This is a genomic window from Lentzea alba (genome assembly GCF_047445655.1).
Taxonomy (GTDB): Bacteria; Actinomycetota; Actinomycetes; order Mycobacteriales; family Pseudonocardiaceae; genus Lentzea; species Lentzea alba_A.
In genome coordinates, this window is sequence record NZ_JAJAEG010000011.1 from 143312 (window position 1) to 159906 (window position 16595).

18 protein-coding genes and 1 tRNA gene are annotated in these 16595 nt (G+C 67.2%); 9 read left to right on the forward strand and 10 right to left on the reverse strand.

Features of this window, described 5'->3' with window-relative positions; translation table 11 throughout:
* The first annotated feature begins 26 nt into the window (after window positions 1–26).
* Complete coding sequence (gene secD / locus LFM09_RS19890; protein WP_414097984.1) at window positions 27–2147, forward strand: protein translocase subunit SecD; 2121 nt, start codon at window positions 27–29, stop codon at window positions 2145–2147.
* 9 nt (window positions 2148–2156) lie between these two features.
* Window positions 2157–2528, forward strand: a complete 372-nt coding sequence (locus LFM09_RS19895) for a VOC family protein (protein WP_414097985.1) — start codon at window positions 2157–2159, stop codon at window positions 2526–2528.
* Here LFM09_RS19895 and LFM09_RS19900 read toward each other — a convergent pair.
* Both LFM09_RS19900 and LFM09_RS19905 read right to left on the reverse strand, forming a co-directional pair.
* Entirely contained in the window at window positions 2517–3029 is a 513-nt protein-coding gene (locus LFM09_RS19900; RefSeq protein WP_414097986.1) for a hypothetical protein, read from the reverse strand. The genes LFM09_RS19895 and LFM09_RS19900 overlap by 12 nt on opposite strands.
* A gap of 235 nt (window positions 3030–3264) precedes the next feature.
* The gene (locus LFM09_RS19905) at window positions 3265–3387 is read right to left on the reverse strand and encodes a hypothetical protein (protein WP_414097987.1); all 123 of its coding nucleotides are present in this window, start codon (window positions 3385–3387) and stop codon (window positions 3265–3267) included.
* Window positions 3388–3711: 324 nt separating this feature from the next.
* Here LFM09_RS19905 and LFM09_RS19910 point away from each other — a divergent pair, with 324 nt between their 5' ends.
* From LFM09_RS19910 to LFM09_RS19925, 4 genes are all read left to right on the forward strand, one after another.
* Entirely contained in the window at window positions 3712–4308 is a 597-nt protein-coding gene (locus tag LFM09_RS19910) for a hypothetical protein (RefSeq protein WP_414097988.1), read from the forward strand.
* Window positions 4309–4319: 11 nt separating this feature from the next.
* Window positions 4320–4940, forward strand: a complete 621-nt coding sequence (locus LFM09_RS19915; protein ID WP_414097989.1) for a phage integrase central domain-containing protein — start codon at window positions 4320–4322, stop codon at window positions 4938–4940.
* A 183-nt stretch (window positions 4941–5123) separates the two neighbouring features.
* Complete coding sequence (locus tag LFM09_RS19920; RefSeq protein ID WP_414097990.1) at window positions 5124–5276, forward strand: tyrosine-type recombinase/integrase; 153 nt, start codon at window positions 5124–5126, stop codon at window positions 5274–5276.
* Window positions 5277–5403: 127 nt separating this feature from the next.
* Window positions 5404–6567 (forward strand): lactate 2-monooxygenase, encoded by a 1164-nt coding sequence (locus tag LFM09_RS19925; protein WP_414097991.1) that lies wholly within the window; start codon window positions 5404–5406, stop codon window positions 6565–6567.
* Window positions 6568–6625: 58 nt separating this feature from the next.
* Here the strand turns inward: LFM09_RS19925 and LFM09_RS19930 are convergent, their stop codons facing one another.
* From LFM09_RS19930 to LFM09_RS19945, 4 genes are read right to left on the reverse strand one after another with little or no spacing between them, the layout of a single operon-like run.
* Window positions 6626–7402, reverse strand: coding sequence for an ESX secretion-associated protein EspG (locus tag LFM09_RS19930; RefSeq protein ID WP_414097992.1), 777 nt, complete (start codon window positions 7400–7402; stop codon window positions 6626–6628).
* A 9-nt stretch (window positions 7403–7411) separates the two neighbouring features.
* On the reverse strand, window positions 7412–8704 hold the full coding sequence (locus LFM09_RS19935; protein ID WP_414097993.1) for a PPE domain-containing protein: 1293 nt from the start codon (window positions 8702–8704) through the stop codon (window positions 7412–7414).
* A 4-nt stretch (window positions 8705–8708) separates the two neighbouring features.
* Window positions 8709–9281: a DUF3558 domain-containing protein gene (locus tag LFM09_RS19940; protein ID WP_414097994.1), complete on the reverse strand. Its 573-nt coding sequence runs from the start codon at window positions 9279–9281 to the stop codon at window positions 8709–8711.
* A gap of 16 nt (window positions 9282–9297) precedes the next feature.
* Window positions 9298–9690 carry a hypothetical protein gene (locus LFM09_RS19945; protein ID WP_414097995.1) on the reverse strand — a complete coding sequence of 131 codons (393 nt, stop codon included), beginning with the start codon at window positions 9688–9690 and terminating at the stop codon, window positions 9298–9300.
* A gap of 147 nt (window positions 9691–9837) precedes the next feature.
* Here LFM09_RS19945 and LFM09_RS19950 point away from each other — a divergent pair, with 147 nt between their 5' ends.
* Window positions 9838–10665 carry a hypothetical protein gene (locus LFM09_RS19950; RefSeq protein WP_414097996.1) on the forward strand — a complete coding sequence of 276 codons (828 nt, stop codon included), beginning with the start codon at window positions 9838–9840 and terminating at the stop codon, window positions 10663–10665.
* Here LFM09_RS19950 and LFM09_RS19955 read toward each other — a convergent pair.
* The gene (locus LFM09_RS19955) at window positions 10647–11297 is read right to left on the reverse strand and encodes a helix-turn-helix domain-containing protein (RefSeq protein ID WP_414097997.1); all 651 of its coding nucleotides are present in this window, start codon (window positions 11295–11297) and stop codon (window positions 10647–10649) included. The two genes, LFM09_RS19950 and LFM09_RS19955, sit on opposite strands and share 19 nt — an antisense overlap.
* A gap of 524 nt (window positions 11298–11821) precedes the next feature.
* On the opposite strand from LFM09_RS19955, the gene LFM09_RS19960 reads away from it, so the two are divergent.
* A complete protein-coding gene (locus LFM09_RS19960) occupies window positions 11822–12061 on the forward strand; it encodes a hypothetical protein (protein ID WP_414097998.1) in 240 nt (79 codons plus the stop codon).
* A gap of 16 nt (window positions 12062–12077) precedes the next feature.
* Here the strand turns inward: LFM09_RS19960 and LFM09_RS19965 are convergent.
* From LFM09_RS19965 to LFM09_RS19975, 3 genes are all read right to left on the reverse strand, one after another.
* A tRNA-Val gene (locus LFM09_RS19965) sits at window positions 12078–12149 on the reverse strand.
* 53 nt (window positions 12150–12202) lie between these two features.
* Window positions 12203–13588: a carbohydrate-binding protein gene (locus tag LFM09_RS19970; protein WP_414097999.1), complete on the reverse strand. Its 1386-nt coding sequence runs from the start codon at window positions 13586–13588 to the stop codon at window positions 12203–12205.
* Window positions 13589–13712: 124 nt separating this feature from the next.
* Window positions 13713–15353, reverse strand: a complete 1641-nt coding sequence (locus LFM09_RS19975) for a bifunctional 3'-5' exonuclease/DNA polymerase (RefSeq protein ID WP_414098130.1) — start codon at window positions 15351–15353, stop codon at window positions 13713–13715.
* A gap of 228 nt (window positions 15354–15581) precedes the next feature.
* On the opposite strand from LFM09_RS19975, the gene LFM09_RS19980 reads away from it, so the two are divergent.
* Entirely contained in the window at window positions 15582–16535 is a 954-nt protein-coding gene (locus LFM09_RS19980) for a class I SAM-dependent methyltransferase (RefSeq protein WP_414098000.1), read from the forward strand.
* Window positions 16536–16595: the final 60 nt, after the last annotated feature.

A 16595-nucleotide genomic window follows, 5' to 3' on the forward strand; every position in this document is an offset into this window, starting at 1 on the left:
GCGACAACGCGCGACGGGGTCTCCTCGTGCGCGGTCTCACAGCGCTCGGGGTCCTCGTCGCATCTGCTTTTCTAGTGCTCACCTCCGATCCCCGCCTCGGCCTCGACCTGCGCGGCGGCACCCAGATCGTCCTCGAAGCGAAGGGCGACTCCGACGCCGCCGACCGTTCGCTGGAGGTCCTGCGCCGCCGCGTCGACGCACTCGGCGTGGCCGAACCCGTGATCGCCCGCTCCGGCGAGAACCGGATCGTCGTCGAACTGCCCGGCGTCCAGGACCCGGAAGAGGCAGTCAACGTACTGGGCAAGACCGCCCAGTTGTTGGTGCAGCGCAACGGCCAGACCGTCATGACCGGCGAGGGCATCTCGGACGCCACGTCCGCCCGCAACCCGCAGGGCGCGGGCTTCGTGGTCAACATCCAGTTCCAGGGCGACGCGCCCGCGAAGTGGCAGAAGGTCACCGGCGAGGCGGCCTGCGAACCGTCCGGCACACCCGGCCGCCAGATCGCGTTCGTGCTGGACGGCAAGCCCATCTCGTCGCCGGAGGTCAGCACCGACACGCCCTGCGGTGCCGGTCAGGCCGGCGGCGCCACGACCATCACCGGCCGGTTCTCCCAGGCCGAGGCCAAGGAGCTCGCCCTGGTCATCCGCTCCGGCGCGCTGCCGGTGCCGGTCGAGGTGATCGAGCAGCGGACGGTCGGCGCGACTTTGGGCGCCGAGGCGATCGAGGCTTCTGCAAAGGCGGCGATCATCGGCATCGCCCTGACGTCGGTGTTCCTGATCTTCGCCTACCGGCTGGCCGGGTTCCTGGCCGTGGTGGCGCTGGTCGGCTACGCGGGCGTCGCCTACGCCGGGTTGCTGGCGGTGGGCGCGACATTGACGTTGCCCGGTCTGGCCGGCTTCGTGCTGGCGATCGGCATGGCGGTCGACGCGAACGTCCTGATCTTCGAACGGGCGCGGGAGGAGTACGGGCGCAAACCGAACCTGCGCCGCGCCTCGGAGAGCGGGTTCCGCGGCGCCCTGAGTGCGATCGCCGACTCGAACGTCACGACGTTGCTGGCGGCCGGATTGCTGTTCTGGCTGGCCACCGGGCCGGTGCGCGGGTTCGGCGTCACGCTGACCATCGGTGTGCTCGCCTCGATGTTCAGCGCACTTGTTCTGTCGCGGGTGCTGGTCGTGTGGGTGCTGGGCACGCGGTTCGTGGCCAAGCGGCCTCGGTTGAGCGGCCTGCACACGTTGGGCTGGGTGCGGCAACGGCTGTCCGTCGTGCTCTACCGGCGGCCTTCGCGGTGGCTGCTTTCCGCGGGCGTGCTGGCGCTCGTGGCGTTCGCCGGCCTGTTCGTGCGCGGGCTGAACCTGGGCGTCGAGTTCACCGGCGGCCGCATGCTCGACTTCACCGCGGGCGGCCCGATCGACGCTTCTCGCGTGCGCACTGCTTTGTCCGACGCGGGCTTCTCGGACGTGGTGGTGTCGTCGTCCGGCAATGAAGTCTCGCTGCGCACCGGCCCGATCAACGACAGCGAGTCGTCCCGCCTGGGCGAGGTCGTGTCGTCGGCCGTGGACGGCGGCGCCCGCCAGTCCAGCAACGAGCTGATCGGCCCGTCGCTGTCGTCGGAGCTGCGCCGCAACGCCGTGATCGGCCTGGCCATCGCGGTCTGCGCCCAGCTGGCGTACCTGGCCGTGCGGTTCGACTGGAGGTTGGGTCTCGCCACGGTCGCCGCGCTGATCAGCGACGTGCTGGTGCTGATCGGCGTGTTCGCGTGGATGGGCAAGACCGCGGACGGCGTGTTCCTCGCGGCCCTGCTGACCGTCATCGGCTACTCGGTCAACGACTCGGTCGTCGTGTTCGACCGGTTGCGCGAGCTGCGGGGTTCCCGGCTGAAGGCGTTCTACCCGGACGTGGTGTCGGACGCGGTGGTCCAAACCGTGCCCCGAACGGTCAACACCGGCATCGGCGTGCTGTTCGTGCTGTCGGCGTTGCTCGTGCTCGGCGACGGCTCGCTGGCGAACTTCGCCACGGCGCTCTTGATCGGCCTGATCGCCGGCACGCTGTCCACAGTGGTCACCGCCGCCCCCATCGCGATCTGGCTGGAGTCGCGCTGGCCGCGCAAAGCAGTTTCGAAGAAGCGCCAGGCGGACGCGCGGGCCTAGCTTCTCCGCATGATCACTCATGCACACTCGGTGACCATCAACGTCCGCTCGCTGGACGAGGCGGTGGCCTTCTACGTGGACGTGCTGGGCTGGGAGAAGCGGCAGGACAGCAACGAGGCCGGCATGCGCTGGCTGACTGTCGCTCCTCCCGGCGCGCAGACGGCGTTCGCGCTGTCGTTGAACGACACGCCCAACGTGTCGTTCTCGATGGGCTGCGGCATCTCGCTGATCACCTCCGACATCGATGGGGACGTGGCGGCTTTCGCCGAGAAGGGGGTGCAGGTCAAGGGGGCGCCGGAGACCATGCCGTGGGGTGATCGGGCGACCTGGTTCAGCGACCCGTTCGGCAACGAGTTCTTCCTGGTCCAGCTAGTGCCGTGACCACCAGCCTTCACCGTGTCTTCCGGCGCTCAGCAGGGCGCCTCGCGGCACCGGCCCCACGCCCACAGCCAACCAGGATGAGGACGTGGGGCCGGCACCGCGATGCACCCGTCTGACCGTCGAAAGACAGGGCAAAGGCTGGTGGCCACGGCACTGGCTTCGTAGCAAGCTAGGCGTCATGACCTCATTCGCCGCGTACCAGAACGAGATTTTCTGGTTGCGTGGTCGACTGACCTGCGTCCAAGCGTGGGCAGAGGGGCTGTTGTGCGTCTGAGTGGGCGTGAGGAAAGACGGCGTCAGGTCGACGGCGGGGCGGAACGAAGGGATCAGCCGGACCGGCTCGGACACGATCAGCTTGGGCTCGGGCAGCGTCGGCGGCTCCTGCTTGAGCTCGGCCGGACGGCTGCGGCTGATCATCGCGAGCTCGTCCAGCTCGTAGCGTCCCCACAGGGCGAGCTGGTTCGGGTTGGTCGTGCGCCTGGTCCTCATCGCCGTCTCCATCCGCCTGCTGATCGGCTTCCCGGTGAACCTCGGTGGCTGGTCCCCCGGCTCCCTCGGCCCTTGCCGCAGTTAGCGCCGTGACGGTGATGTCAAGGGTGGGCCTTGGCCCATCGCGTAGCGACGCCGTAGGCCGCCCTTGATATCGGCGGCTCGGTGTTGAACGATCCCAGGGCCTCGACGGGAGCAGACACCATCTGAGCTGCGCGTTCGTGGGGAATTCCGCAGTGACTTCTGATCAGGTGATGAGAGTGGTTCCGTCGTCGGCGGTGCGTTGCCGCGCCACCTCGTGGGCCGCGCCGCCGTGGCCGGCGGGCGGAGCGAAGCGGGAGCCCGACGTGCCCGGATGGATACGGGCCACGCTGGTAGGCGACTGGCCCCGCGCCGACGGCGGCGGCGGCGCCTTGATCCCATAAAGCTGAATTCAGCAGCGGGCTACGGCAGCGCTACGGCAACAATGCGGACAGCACTGAAAGTATGTAGCCTCGTGTTCCTTGAGAGATCGATCTGAGTCTGGTTCGTGTCTATTGATCAGGGCGCCAATCATTCTCCCCGCAGTGGCATACTGCTGGCGCAGATCCTCAACAGCAAGACGATCGATGGTCTACCTATCAGCTAGGTCCTTGTGCCCTGTCGACCCACCAGCTTTGAACGTAGCGTTCAGGTCTCTGCTGAGGGGGTGTTCATGATCGATGGGATGGTGGTAGCCGGCTATCTGGGACTGATTGCAGCTCGGGCGGCCGGTCGATTTGTTGATCGCAGGTTGGATGTGGGGCTGGAGGCCCTTTTGAACAGCGTGCGAGCGAAGCTCGGTCGAAACCCGGCTTCGGAGCTGGCACGTCAACCTGGTCCAGATGCGCGGCAGCGCATCGCTGGTGAAATTGAACATGCCGCTCGCAACGATCGTCTATTCAGTGACGATCTGGCTCGCATCGTAGCTCAATTAGATCGGAATGGCGGGCGCAATGTGATTACTACCGTGTATGGGCCATATGTGCAGGGGGGTAGAGATGCGATCTACGCACCGATTACTAACAGGGGATATTCTGACCCAAGGGATCCGCGTGATGCGCCGAGCTGGGTTAAAGCGATGATCGTGGTCGGATTCCTGGGGTTGTTGACAGGGGTCGCAATTCTGGTTTTCGGCGTAGTTGGTTATGACGGTCGAGTGCCGAGTCCGACTGATCTGCCTAACTTCGGCGTGAGTGCGGGGCTGATAGGTGGCAGCTTGGTCTTGCTGGTTATCTCACAGTTGATCGTTATGCTTACCAGGAGAAATTGACGCATTAGATCTTGCGATTTTCAGTTGGGGTACGACGTAAACGCGTATTTCGTGCATGCGCGAACGAGTGGCTGGTGGACAGGGCGTTCGATGGAAGCACCAAGAACGCCGTTGAACGGCGGCTGCGGAACCTGGTGTATCCCTACTTGGGTGACCGGAAGATCGGTTCCATTCTGCCCACGCACATCCGCGTCTGGCTGCGCACGTTGCAACAGCGGAAACTGGCTGGCGGTACGCGTGCGGTGACGTTCATCCACGTTTCGGCAATCTTCAACGCGGCTGTTGACGACAAGAAGATCGCAGAGAACCCGTGTAAGGCCAAGAGCGTGACGAAGCCACAGCCGGACAAGCGGAAGATCGTGCCTTGGTCGGCGGGCAAGGTAGCGGCCGTTCGCCTGGCGCTCAGCGCCAAATACAAGATCGTTGTTCCGCTGGGGGCTGCTGCGGACTTCGTCAAGGGGAGATCTTCGGTCTGTCCCCTGTGGACGTTGACCGGGACGAGAAGGTGCTCCACGTCGTTCGTCAGATCAGGGTGGTGGACAACGTGCACGTCTTCGCGCCTCCGAAGCGCGGCAAAGAGCGGGACGTGCCGTTGCCTGACAGTGTCCTCCGGGACCTGGACGACTACATGAAGAACTTCCCGCCGGTTGAGGTCACGTTGCCGTGGAAGGAGGCGGACGGGGAGCCTGAGACTGTCTCGCTCATCCTCGTCAACCAGTACGGCAAGCCTGTTCGCCGGGATGCTTTCAACCAGTACATCTGGTGGCCGGCGCTCAAAGCGCGCGAAGGTCAGTCGCACGCTGCGACAAGACGGGATGCACGCGTTGAGGCACTTCTACGCCTCGGTGCTCCTCGACGCGGGTGAGTCGATCAAGGCTCTGGCCGAGTGGCTGGGGCACGCTGACCCTGCGTTCACGATGCGGGTCTACACCCACCTGTTGCCGTCCAGCAGCGATCGGACGCGATAGGCGGTAGACCGGGTGCTTGCGCCGCTGGACGACGCGAACGAGCATGATCGGGTCGAGAAGGACGCTGACGACCTCGAAGACCAGGCAGACGGCCTGTAGACGGCCTGAGCGGATGGAGAGGCACAAAATGGCTGGTCAGTTCGCCGCCTACCAGAACGAGATTTACCTGCAGGGGCTCGGCGGCGCGGTGCCGCCGTTCACCACCGAACCGAACGCGCTGGAGCAGTCCGCGCGCGACCGGCTGGGACCTGGGCCGTTCTGGTACGTGGCGGGAGGTGCGGGCTCGGGTGCCACCGTGCGGGCGAACCGGGACGCGTTCGACCGCGTGCAGATCGTGCCGCGGATGCTGACCAACGCGACCGAGCGGCATCTCGGGGTGAACGTGCTGGGCACCGAGCTGCCGGCGCCGGTGATGCTCGCACCCGTTGGCGTGCAATCGATTCTGCACCCGGACGGGGAGCTGGCGACGGCTCGTGCCGCTGCTGAGCTCGGGGTGCCGATGGTGTTGTCGACGGCGTCGTCGCACACCATCGAGGAGGTCGCGGAGGCGTCCGGTGACGGGCCGCGGTGGTACCAGCTTTACTGGCCGAACGATCCGGACGTGTGTGCGTCGCTGCTGGAGCGGGCGAAGAAGGCCGGGTACACGGCGTTGGTCGTCACGCTCGACACGTGGACGTTGGCGTGGCGGCCGCACGACCTGGATCAGTCCTACTTGCCGTTCCTGCGCGGGGTGGGGACGGCGATTCCGTTCAGCGACCCGGTTTTCCGGGCCGGGCTGGAGAAGTCGCCCGAGGAGGACCTGCCGATGGCGATCCTGCGGTGGGTGCAGCTGTTCACCGGGACCGACAAGTCGTGGGACCAGCTGGCGTTCCTGCGGGAGCACTGGGACGGGCCGATTGTCCTCAAAGGAATCCAGCACCCGGACGACGCGCGCAAGGCGGTCGAGTCCGGAATGGACGGAATCGTCGTGTCGAACCACGGTGGGCGGCAGGTCGACGGCGCGGTCGGGTCGCTGGACGCGTTGCCCGGGATCGTCGAGGCGGTGGGGGAGCAGGTCGACGTGTTGTTCGACTCGGGCATCCGGACCGGGGCGGACATCGTGAAGGCGTTGGCGTTGGGGGCCAAGGCCGTGATGGTCGGGCGGCCGTTCGCGTACGGGCTGGCGCACGGCGGGCAGGTCGGCGTGCGGCACGTGTTGCGGAGCCTGCTGGCGGACTTCGACCTGACGCTCGGGCTGTCGGGTCACCGCAGCCCGGCCGAGCTGGGCCCGGACGCGCTGCGGTTCTCCTGAGCCTGAACGACATCGGCCGGGCCGCTGCTGCGACCCGGCCGATGCGGTGATGTCCTGTCTACGGCATCGTCGCGGTCATGCGCGCGAGCGTGCCGAAGTCGGCTGGCTGCACCCGCAGCCAGCCCTGGTCCTTGGCCGCGATGTAGCGCCCGCTCGTCGTGTCGATGTACGTGAGCGGTGCGACGCAGCGCTGCTTGCGGCCCAGGTGGTCGCGCTTGGCCGAGTAGACCTGGCCGCCGCCGGTGCGCGGTTCGCTCATGATCTGCTTGAGCTGCGCGACCAGCGCGTCGTTCGGTGTGCTGGTCGGACGGCTCTGCTGCATGAACGAGCCGGTGTCCTCGTAGGTCTGCCGCTTCTGCTCCAGCGCGTCCTCGGGCAACGTGATCGGGTTGCCCTTGCCCGCCGGCGTGGGTGGCAGCGCGCCGACCAACGCCTGTGGTGCCTCGTCCGGGCGGACCGGCTCCAGCACGAACTGCTGGTCCGGCGTCAGCACGATGCGCAGCGCGTCCTCGCCGTTCGACACGACCAGCACGCTCTGCTGCGGGCCGTCCTTCAGGCTGAAGAACGCCCAGTACTCGATGCCTGCCTCGGCCACGAGCCGCAACGCGCTGGCCAGGTCCGGGTGGATCTGGTTGCCGCGCGCGAGCCCGTACTGCTCCAGCTGTGCCCACGCCGAGCGCTGCATCCGTTCGAGCTCGCTCAGGTCACCCGACTCGAGGAGTCCCTCGTCGAAGTCGACCTGAGCGATCAACGCACGGTGCAGCGACGGCAGACCCGCTGCCTGCCAGGCCTGATAAAGCGCCGTGACAGGGATGGCGACCCTGCTCCGCAGCACGTTTCCCCCTTAACCGCCGATGACGGGCGGTGCCACCATCGTTCCGTCGCCGAAGATGTCCTCGGTCTCCTGCAGGTAGGACGCGGACTTGTGTTCCTTGTCCTCGTCGCCCTGGCCCTTGCCCGCTCCGGCGCCCATACCTCCGGCACCCATGCCGGCAGCGCCACCACGACCGGCCGCACCAGCACCACCCGGCCCGAAGCCACCGGCGCCACCGCGCCCGGCTCCTTCACCGGCGGCACCGACACCGGCCGCGCCTCCGAAGCCGCTGCCCATGCCACCGGGACCCTTGCCGAGCCCGGCCGCCGCAGCGCCACCGAGGCCACCGGCTCCACGACCGCCGCCGGCACCGCCGCCTCCACCACCGCCGCCGCGACCGCTGCCGGGACCATTGGGTCCACCGGGCCGGTTGCGCGGGTCGTTGGGGTCGAACCGGCCGCGGTTGCGCGGGTCGTTCGGGTTGTTCGGGTCCCACCTGCCGCCGGGAGGAATGCCCGGGTCGTTGGTGCCGGGCGGGCGGTTGCGGGGATCGTTGGGGTCGAAGCCCGGCGGGCGGTTGCGCGGGTCGTTCGGGTCGAAGCGCGACGGGTTGGTGTCGTCACCGGTCCCGGTCGTCGGCGGCTTCCAACCGGACGTGGTCGTGTCGTCGCCGACACCGGTGGTGCCGAGCTTGTCGCCGCCTCCAGGCGGGGTGTACGGGTCGCCCGTGCCGGGCGGGTCGACCTTTCCGGGCTTCTTGCCACCACCGTCATCCACCATCTTGGCGTCGTTCGGGTCGGGCGAGATGAAGATCGGCATGTTGTTCGTGCTGGCGACGACGGCGTCCCCGTACTGCGTGAACGCCCGCATGTTCTGCTCGTTGACCTGCTGGTTCTTCTCGACCGCTTCGTCGTAGTCGGTCGTCCAGGGCTTCCAGTCGTTGAGGAACGGCTTGTCGGGGACCTCCGGCGCCTTCGCCATCTTGTACTTGGCGTCGACGTACGCCTGACCGACGGCATCGCTGGTCTTGCCCGCTTCCGTCGCGGACAGCCCGGTGACGTCGGCCCAGGTCGCGAGCGGGGAGGTCTTGCCTCGTGCCTGGTCGGCCGCCGCGCCCTCCCAGGACGCGCCCGAGTCCTTGACGGCCTGCTCGATCAGCCTCGACACCTCGGTGTGGCCGGTGGAGAGATCACGCCAGGCCTGCGCCGTCGGTGACGTGCTCTGGCTCGGGCCCTTGCCCGCGTCGAACCACTTGTAGACCATCTCGCCGCCCCCGAGGGGGAGCATCGCGAAGCCGCCGATGTTCGGCTCATCCCCAGCCATTGCGCTACCCCTTCAGTGTCTCGATGGCCATCGTCGCGACCGATTCGACGTCGGTGCAGGAAGGCTTGGACTCTCGCTCCTTGAAGGCGGTCCTGACGTCCACAGTCACCGAGTCGGTCTTGCCGACCACGATGATCGCCCTGCAGTGCAGGGTGCCGTCGGTGGAGTCATTGACGATCACGCGCACGTCACCGATCTTCTTGTCCTGGAAGATCGGGTTGGACTTGACGTTCGAGACCATCTCTTCGACGTCCTTGTCCTCGGTCACGTAGACCTTGTAGGAGGAGTTCTTCGTGACGTCCTTGCCGTCCCAGTCGCAGGTCGGGCCGAGCGTGCTGGTGCCTGACTTGGGGGCGCCCACGTCACCGAGCTTCGCCACCTGTGCGGCGGTGAGCACGTCGCACGGCTTGCTGACGAACTTGGCGATGCTGAGACCCGAGGACGGTTCGTCGCTCGTGGGCGCGCTGCTCGTCTGCTCACCCGAGGTCGGAGCGGTCGTGTTCGCGTTCCCCCCGGTCTTCTCCGAGCAGCCGGCGAGCACGCCGATCGCGACGACGGCGGTCAGCAGGGTGGTCATGCGCTTCAAGATCGTGTCAGCCCTTCAGTGCTTGCTCGGCGTCGTAGTCCACGCCCCGGTACTTGGCCAGGGACCGTTCGATGTTCTCGATCGTTTGGTTGAGCGCCTTGATCGCGGCGTCGTTGGCCCACATGTAGCCACCGTCCTGCTTTCCGGCGGCTTTCCGCATCTCCAGCGTCGCCCAGCCGCTGTAGGGGTCGGGGCCAGGGGCGCCGGACTGCGTCAGCTCGTCGCCCTTGTCGCTGAGTTCGGTCAGCTTGGCGATGGCCTGCTTCAAGCCGTCGATCATCTTCTGCGCCTGGTCCGGGTCGACGCTGAACCGCGCCGTCCCCGCGGTGCCCCCACCAGGGGCAGCGGTATTACCCGCCGCATTCGCCATGACCGGCACCACTGCGTCGAACATCAGCATCTAGGCCAGCTCCCCTCAGAACGCCACACCCCTGTTGGAGGATTTTTGCACAGGGCCGGTTCCCCTTGGAGGCGAACGAATCAGCTGATCAGGTCACATGGCCGTTTCGTACAAGACCCGGACGGAGCAGCGGCATAGGTTCGAGACATGATCGAACAAGCGCGGAACTTCATCTGGCACAACGCCCGCACGCTGGAACAACGCTGGTTCGAGCACGCCTTCGACGGAGGCGGAGCAGAAGGCCTTGTTCACGCCGTGCTGGCCTACCGCAACGACGACGGTGGCTACGGCCACGCCCTCGAACCCGACCACCGCGGACCCACCAGCCAGCCGCTGCACGCTCTGCGCGCCCTCCAGATGTTCGCGGAGGCTGAAGCGCCGGAACATGCGGAATCGATTCTGAAGTGGCTGGAGGACACCTGCCCGGACGGCAGCGTCCCGTTCGGCATGTCCACCTCGAAGGACCACCCCAAGGCACCGTGGGTCGCCGCCGACGACCAGGGCGGACTTCTCCTGACCGCCCAGATCGCGGCCGGGCTGCTCGCTCTGGACGTCAAGAACCCGTGGCTCGACAAGGCCAGTGACCACTGCTGGCAGGAGATCGACAAGCTGGAGCAGACCCACCCGTACGAGCTGCGGGCCGCGATCATGTTCCTGGACCAGGTCGATGACCGGGCCCGCGCGGAACTGGTGGGGGAGAAGCTCAAGCACCTCGTCGCCACCACGGCGGGTTACGAGGAAGACGAAGGCATGGCGATGCACGACTACGCGCCGAAGCCCACCAGTGTCGCCCGCACTTGGTACACCGACGAGGAATTCGAGAAGAGCCTCGACGAACTCCAAGCGGCACAACAGGAAGACGGCGGCTGGAACTTCGGCTTCCCGGCGTTCACCCCGATCGTGAACTTCGAATGGCGCTCCATCGCCACGGTCGACGCCTTGCTGACCCTCAAGCGCTACGGCCGGATCAGCTGACCGAGAGGCACTCCGGCCAACGACCGCACTTCGCGGGCCAGGTGCGCCTGGTCCGCGTAGCCCGCTTCAAAAGCGACCGAGGCGAACGGCATTCCACCCCACGCCAGGCGCATCGCCGCGTCGAACCGCAGCACCCGCTGCAACACCTTGGGCGGATACCCGAACGCGTCCAGGCACCGGCGCCGCAGCTGCCGAGCACTCAGCCCGATCTCCCAGGCCACGGAAGCCACATCACCGGACCGCAGCAAAGAAGCGGTAGCGGCCAGCGAAGGATCGACGACCACCCGCGAAGCGCAGAACTCCACCATGTCGGAGAACGACTCAAGCCGCGCCTCAGGAACCAAGGAGGACAACGGCACCCGCAGATCCCGCACGGCGTGCGCGGGCACCCCGAACACCGACGGAAAAGCCCCAGGCGGCAACCGCACCCCGTACAACGTCCCCGGCTGGACTGTCGCGAGCTGAGCCTGAGTGTCCGGCCCGGCGACGAAAAGAGAGCCGCTCACAGGTGACCACATCAGATCCGTGCAGCCGTCGGGCACCACGCGCTGCACGGTCGACGAGGTGACCGTGCGCGTCCACAGGCAAGCCAGACCCGCGGGAGCAGGGCGTTCGGCGTACACACCCCCCATCATCTCAGCCGTTGGCGGACGCCGCGAGAACTGTGTCAACAGAACGGTTATCGGCACGGCACCGCCGTTTCCGCGTTGCTCTTGCTGAGCATGAGCCCCGCCGCGAGCGCCGCCCCGCCGACGCCGGAACCCGACCGCAGAAACGTGCCTACGACTCGATGATGGGCTCCCGGTACGCGTCCCTGTCGTGGAACCCGCGCCCACGTCCGGTCGTCGACTGCGGGCCGGGATCCCAGCCCGACAACGGTTGTACGGACGAACGTGAAGACGTCACACCAGCGACCCCCGCACGGGCAACTGGGAGCTGAGCATCGCCGAGGCCGTCGCGGGCATCGGGGTGTTCCTGGACGACAAGGCCATCTACGACCGCGGCATCTCGCTGTACCGGGCGCGCGTGCCGGCGTTCATCCACCTCACGTCCGACGGCCCGTTGCCCAAGACCGTGCCCCAGCAACAACCTCAACACCCGCGCGAAGATCATCGGCTTCTGGCACACCGGGTGCGGCCTGTCGTCGATCTCGCACGTGGCCGAGACGACCCGGATCGAGGGCGTCGACCTCTACCCGGAGGTAGGCGCGCGGCTGCAGGAGGCGCTGGGCTTCCACGCGTCCTACGAGCAGACCGGGCCGCCGTCGTGGCTGTGCGGCGGGACGGTCAAACGCGGCCTCGGCCCGATCACCGAGGTCGGGTACAACGCGATGCACAACCGGCTCGGCCACCCGATGCCCAACACCGGAGCGAAAACGGCCCGTCAGCTGAGCTGACGGGCCGTTCTTCGAGTGGACGATACTGGGATTGAACCAGTGACCCCTACCGTGTCAAGGTAGTGCTCTCCCGCTGAGCTAATCGTCCGAGCTGACGGACGAGATTCTAGCTCACGGTTTCGCAGGGGCGCTCACCCAGGGTCAGGTTCCGAACTTCACCCAGTTCACGCTCACGTACGGCGCGGGCTGCCCGCTCGTGAACGTCACGTAGACGTCGTGCACCCCGCTGACATTGGAGATGTTCGCGGGCACGGTTCTCCACGCGTCCCACCCACCGGTGTTGCCGACCGCGAACGTGCCGATCGGGGCCGCTGTCCGCGAACCCAGCCTGACCTCGACCAACCCGCTCACCCCGCCACCGGCGCCCGACGCCACGCGGGCGTAGAACTGCCGGGCGGGTCCGGAGCCGAAGTCGACGCCGGAGAACTTCAGGTAGCCGCCGTTCGCGATCTGGTGCACGCCCGAGCCGCCGTCACCCGGTGCCACCGAGCCGCCGGAACGTTCGGCCGCGCTCTCCGCCTGCATCTCGCTGTAGGCGGAACCGCCACCACCCGGCGGGTTGGTTGTCGTCGTCGTGGTGGTCGGGGGAGTGGTGGGCCCACCACCAGCCGTGTAGACGGCCACGTAGTCCACGACCATCGAGTGCCCGGACTGAGTGGCCGCGACAGGGGTCGGCTGGCCGTTGTTCAGGGCGTTCGGGAACGCACCGCCCATCGCCAGGTTCAGCAGGATGAAGTACCCGGCGTGCTGGGTCATCCGGTCCCACACGCCCGCGCCGAGCTGGGCGCGCGTCACGGTGTGGTAGTGCTGGCCGTCGACGAACCACTTGAACGACTTCTCGTTGTCGTCCCACTCGAAGCGGTACGTGTGGAACGCGGACTGGCAGGAGGCGCCGGGGCACACCCGCGAGTTGCCGATGCCGCTGAACTCGTTGCACGCTCCGCCGGGTGCGACGTCGCAGTGCAGCACGCCCCACACGGAGTTGATGCCGTTGACGTTCTCCATCACGTCGAACTCGCCGATGCCCGGCCAGTTCCAGTAGTTGCCGCGGAACGGCGAGCCCAGCGCCCAGAACGCGGGCCAGTAGCCCAGGGCGGCCTGGCCGGTGACGTTCGGCATCTGGATGCGGCCCTCGATCGCGAGCTTGCCGCCCGCCGCGGGCTTGAAGTTCGCGCGCTGGGTCTCGATGCGCGAGGACGTCCAGTTGCCGGCGCCGTCCTTCAACGCGGTGATGCGCAGGTTGCCGGACCCGTCGAGCTTGATGTTGTTCGTGCTGTTCGTGTAGTTCTGGATCTCTCCGGTGCCCCAGTTCGCAGGACCGCCCGGATAGGCGTGACCGAGGTCGAAGATCCAGTTGGAGCTCGACGGCAGCGACCCGTTGGGACCGTTGAAGTCGTCACCCCACACCTGCGTCCATCCCGGTGCAGGGGGTGGGATCGAGGCGTTGGCGGACATGGCGGCGATCGCCAGGGGTACCGCGGCAATAAGAGCTGTCGTGGCCGCGAGGATGCGGCGGCGTTGCCTCATGCGCGAGTGACCTCCTTGTCACGGGTGCAGTCCATTTATGAGAGCGCTCTCACGGCTTGCGGACAAGCGGCCATTCGGACCAACGACCCAGAACGTCGCAGGTGGCGTTGCGTCTCGTTTGGACTTATTTGGCGTCGGCGTAGCAGTCGACGGGAACGGCGTTCATCGGGAAGCGCACCGATGTCTCGCCGAAAAGCAGCCGCGTCGCCTCACGTCCGGCAGCGGCGATCGCCTCGATCGCGGCGTCGGCGTCTTCACGGGGGCAGTGCACGAGCACCTCGTCGTGCTGGAAGAACACCAGGTGTGCGTTGGCGGGCAAACGGTTGCGCAGCACGCCCAGCAGCGCCGCCGTCCAGTCCGCGGCGCTGCCCTGCACCACGAAGTTGCGGGTGAACCTGCCCCAGTTCCGCGCCGCCTGCCGCGACGAGCTCGACACCTCGCCCGAGTCGTCCGCCCCGCCGGTCAGCTCACGCCACGCGTCCGACGGTGACGGCGAGGTGCGGCCGAGTCGCGTGCGGACCATCCGGCCCTGCTCGCCGGCCTGTGCCGCGGCCTCCACGTACCCGACAGCCTGCGGGAACCTCTTGCGCAGCACGGCGAGCAGCGGTCCGGCCTCACCTGACGTGCCGCCGTACATCGCTGAGAGCATCGCGATCTTCGCCCGTGGCCGCTCGCCCTTGAACGAGTCCTCGGCCAGCGCGGAGTACAGGTCGTCGTCCCCGCACACCTCGATCAACCGCTGATCTCCTGACAGGGCAGCGAGAATCCGCGGTTCGAGCTGGGAGGCGTCCGCCGCCACGAGGCACCAGCCGTCGTCGGCCAGCACGGCCTTGCGCATCAGCCGCGGGATCTGCAGCGCCGCACCACCTCGTGATGCCCAACGCCCGGAAACCACGCCGCCGACAACGTAATCCGGTCTGAACCGACCGTCGTGCACCCAGGCGTCGAGCCACGTCCAGCCGTGCGCGACCCACAACCGTGCGCGCTCTTTGTACTCCAGCAACGGTTCCACGGCCGGGTGGTCGATCTTCTTCAGCACCCACCGGCGCGCGGACGGCACGTCGATGCCTTCGCGCGCGAAGGCTCGCACGATGCTGGCCGGCGCGTCCGGGTTGATCTCCTTGCCGCCGAACGCCTCCCGGATCTGGTCCGCCAGTGCCTGCAGCACCTTCGGTCGCACGCCCGGTGCGGTTCGCGGCCCGAGCATCTCTTCGAGGATCGCGTTGTGCACGTCCTCCCGCCACGGCAACCCGTGGAACGTCATCTCCGCCGCCACCAACGCCGACGCGGACTCGGCCACGATCAGCAGGCCCAGCGCCGGATTCCGTTGCTGTGCCCGGAAAACCATCGCCAGCGCGTCGAGCTCGTCGGTGTTGCCCGGCAGCACCACCGGATCCGGTCCGAACAACGTCAGTTCGACGTCCTTCTTGCGTGGTCCGACATCGGCCGGTGCGGGCAGGTTCAGCTCGCGTGCCACCGCCGCTGCGAGCTCTTTCGGCTCTCTGTGCCTGCCGTCGGCACCGAGGAGCAACGCCTCGGTCAGGTGCAGGTCCCAGCACCGGTCGACTCGCACCCCGGCGGCCAGCAGCGGCGGGTAGACCTCGGAGGTGTCGGCCCAGATCCAGCGCGGTTTGTGGGCGCGTTCGAGCGACGCGACGGCGGAGGCGAGCGACGTGGCTGCCATCGCGGGACCCGCGGGCGTCCCGTCGTCGTGCAGCTTCTGCCACCGGCCCGCACCGTCCGCTTCCGGGACGAGGGCGACCAGCACGTCCTGATTGTGCAGCGCAGGTCTGACAATTTCAGTCCAGACTGAAGTCCGAGACCGGTTCCGGACCGGGAAAAGGACCGGGAAAGTTTGGAAAACGTTTTTACAACGCGTCATTCAACGTCGATTTCTACGAATTCACCCGGAATGGGTGCGCGAAAGGGCATCTCCCAGTGGGAGCGCTGCCACAGTGCGAACCCAAGGAACGCTCACCTTGGGAGAGCTCTCATGACCAACGGCAACGCGGCTACCGGGCTGCGCGACCTCAACACCGGCATCCCCGGCGCTGACCAGATCAAAGGCGCCGTCTCGGCGGTCTACGACGACGTCGCGTCGTGGTCGCGGACCGGCGACTTCTGGAACTGGGGCATGCATTGCCCGGATCTGCTGGAAGAACTGACCGATCTCTGCCCGAATTTCAACGCGGGCGTCAGCGACGGTTTCTCCGAGCAGCTCTACTTTCAAACCCTGCGCGGGCTGCCGTACAGCAGAAATGACTTCAAGACGTTGAACGTGCTGGAGGTCGGCTGCGGCATGGGCGAGGGTCTCAACTTCCTCACCCGGCTCGTCGACCCCGCCCGAGCGGTCGGACTCGACATCTCGACGGGAGCCATCCGCAGGGCCAACGCGCTGCTCGCCCGCGGCGACCGGCTGACCTACGTCGAGGGCGACGCCGAGCAGCTGCCGTTCGACGACGGCGAGTTCGACCTCGTCATCAACGTCGAGAGCTCGCACAACTACCCGGACGTCGAGCGCTTCTTCCACGAGGTCGCGCGCGTGCTCAAGCCCGGCGGCCACTTCTCGCTCATCGACGTCTTCGACCCCCGCTCGTCCGCGCAGTTCGGCAAGCTCCAGCAGGAGATCACCGGCTTCGAGTGGTTCCACGAGCGCGACGTGACCGAGAACGTGAAGAGCGCGATCCGCCAGCGCATGGCGCCGGGCAGCTTCTTCCGCAAGGAGTACGCCCGCAAGCAGATGCCGATCAGGGCCCGGATCATCGGCGGGCTCGGCGGCGCGCATTACGCGGGCGCGGACTTCATCGGACACCGCGACCCGCTGTCCAGGGTGCTGGAGATCGCCCGCATCCGGCCGCGGTTCGTGGGTGAGTACGAGTCGTACCGTCATCACGTAGCGCGACGCCTAACCGTTGGAAGCACTCCAAACCAGGCAGCAAAGGAGTGAAGGAAAAACGGGAGAACTGCACGATGGTGTGGTCTTGCTGTCCCTCGCCTGACCACGAGC

What these genes read in the sequence shown, in the direction of transcription:
- LFM09_RS19940 (WP_414097994.1), bottom strand. Translation starts at nt 9,281, where the DNA reads ATGACCACCCTGCTGACCGCCGTCGTCGCGATCGGCGTGCTCGCCGGC.
- LFM09_RS19950 (WP_414097996.1), top strand. Translation starts at nt 9,838, where the DNA reads ATGATCGAACAAGCGCGGAACTTCATCTGGCACAACGCCCGCACGCTG.
- LFM09_RS19945 (WP_414097995.1), bottom strand. Translation starts at nt 9,690, where the DNA reads ATGCTGATGTTCGACGCAGTGGTGCCGGTCATGGCGAATGCGGCGGGT.
- LFM09_RS19980 (WP_414098000.1), top strand. Translation starts at nt 15,582, where the DNA reads ATGACCAACGGCAACGCGGCTACCGGGCTGCGCGACCTCAACACCGGC.
- LFM09_RS19925 (WP_414097991.1), top strand. Translation starts at nt 5,404, where the DNA reads ATGGCTGGTCAGTTCGCCGCCTACCAGAACGAGATTTACCTGCAGGGG.
- LFM09_RS19900 (WP_414097986.1), bottom strand. Translation starts at nt 3,029, where the DNA reads ATGGAGACGGCGATGAGGACCAGGCGCACGACCAACCCGAACCAGCTC.
- LFM09_RS19935 (WP_414097993.1), bottom strand. Translation starts at nt 8,704, where the DNA reads ATGGCTGGGGATGAGCCGAACATCGGCGGCTTCGCGATGCTCCCCCTC.
- LFM09_RS19920 (WP_414097990.1), top strand. Translation starts at nt 5,124, where the DNA reads ATGCACGCGTTGAGGCACTTCTACGCCTCGGTGCTCCTCGACGCGGGT.
- LFM09_RS19910 (WP_414097988.1), top strand. Translation starts at nt 3,712, where the DNA reads ATGATCGATGGGATGGTGGTAGCCGGCTATCTGGGACTGATTGCAGCT.
- LFM09_RS19895 (WP_414097985.1), top strand. Translation starts at nt 2,157, where the DNA reads ATGATCACTCATGCACACTCGGTGACCATCAACGTCCGCTCGCTGGAC.
- LFM09_RS19970 (WP_414097999.1), bottom strand. Translation starts at nt 13,588, where the DNA reads ATGAGGCAACGCCGCCGCATCCTCGCGGCCACGACAGCTCTTATTGCC.
- LFM09_RS19955 (WP_414097997.1), bottom strand. Translation starts at nt 11,297, where the DNA reads ATGGGGGGTGTGTACGCCGAACGCCCTGCTCCCGCGGGTCTGGCTTGC.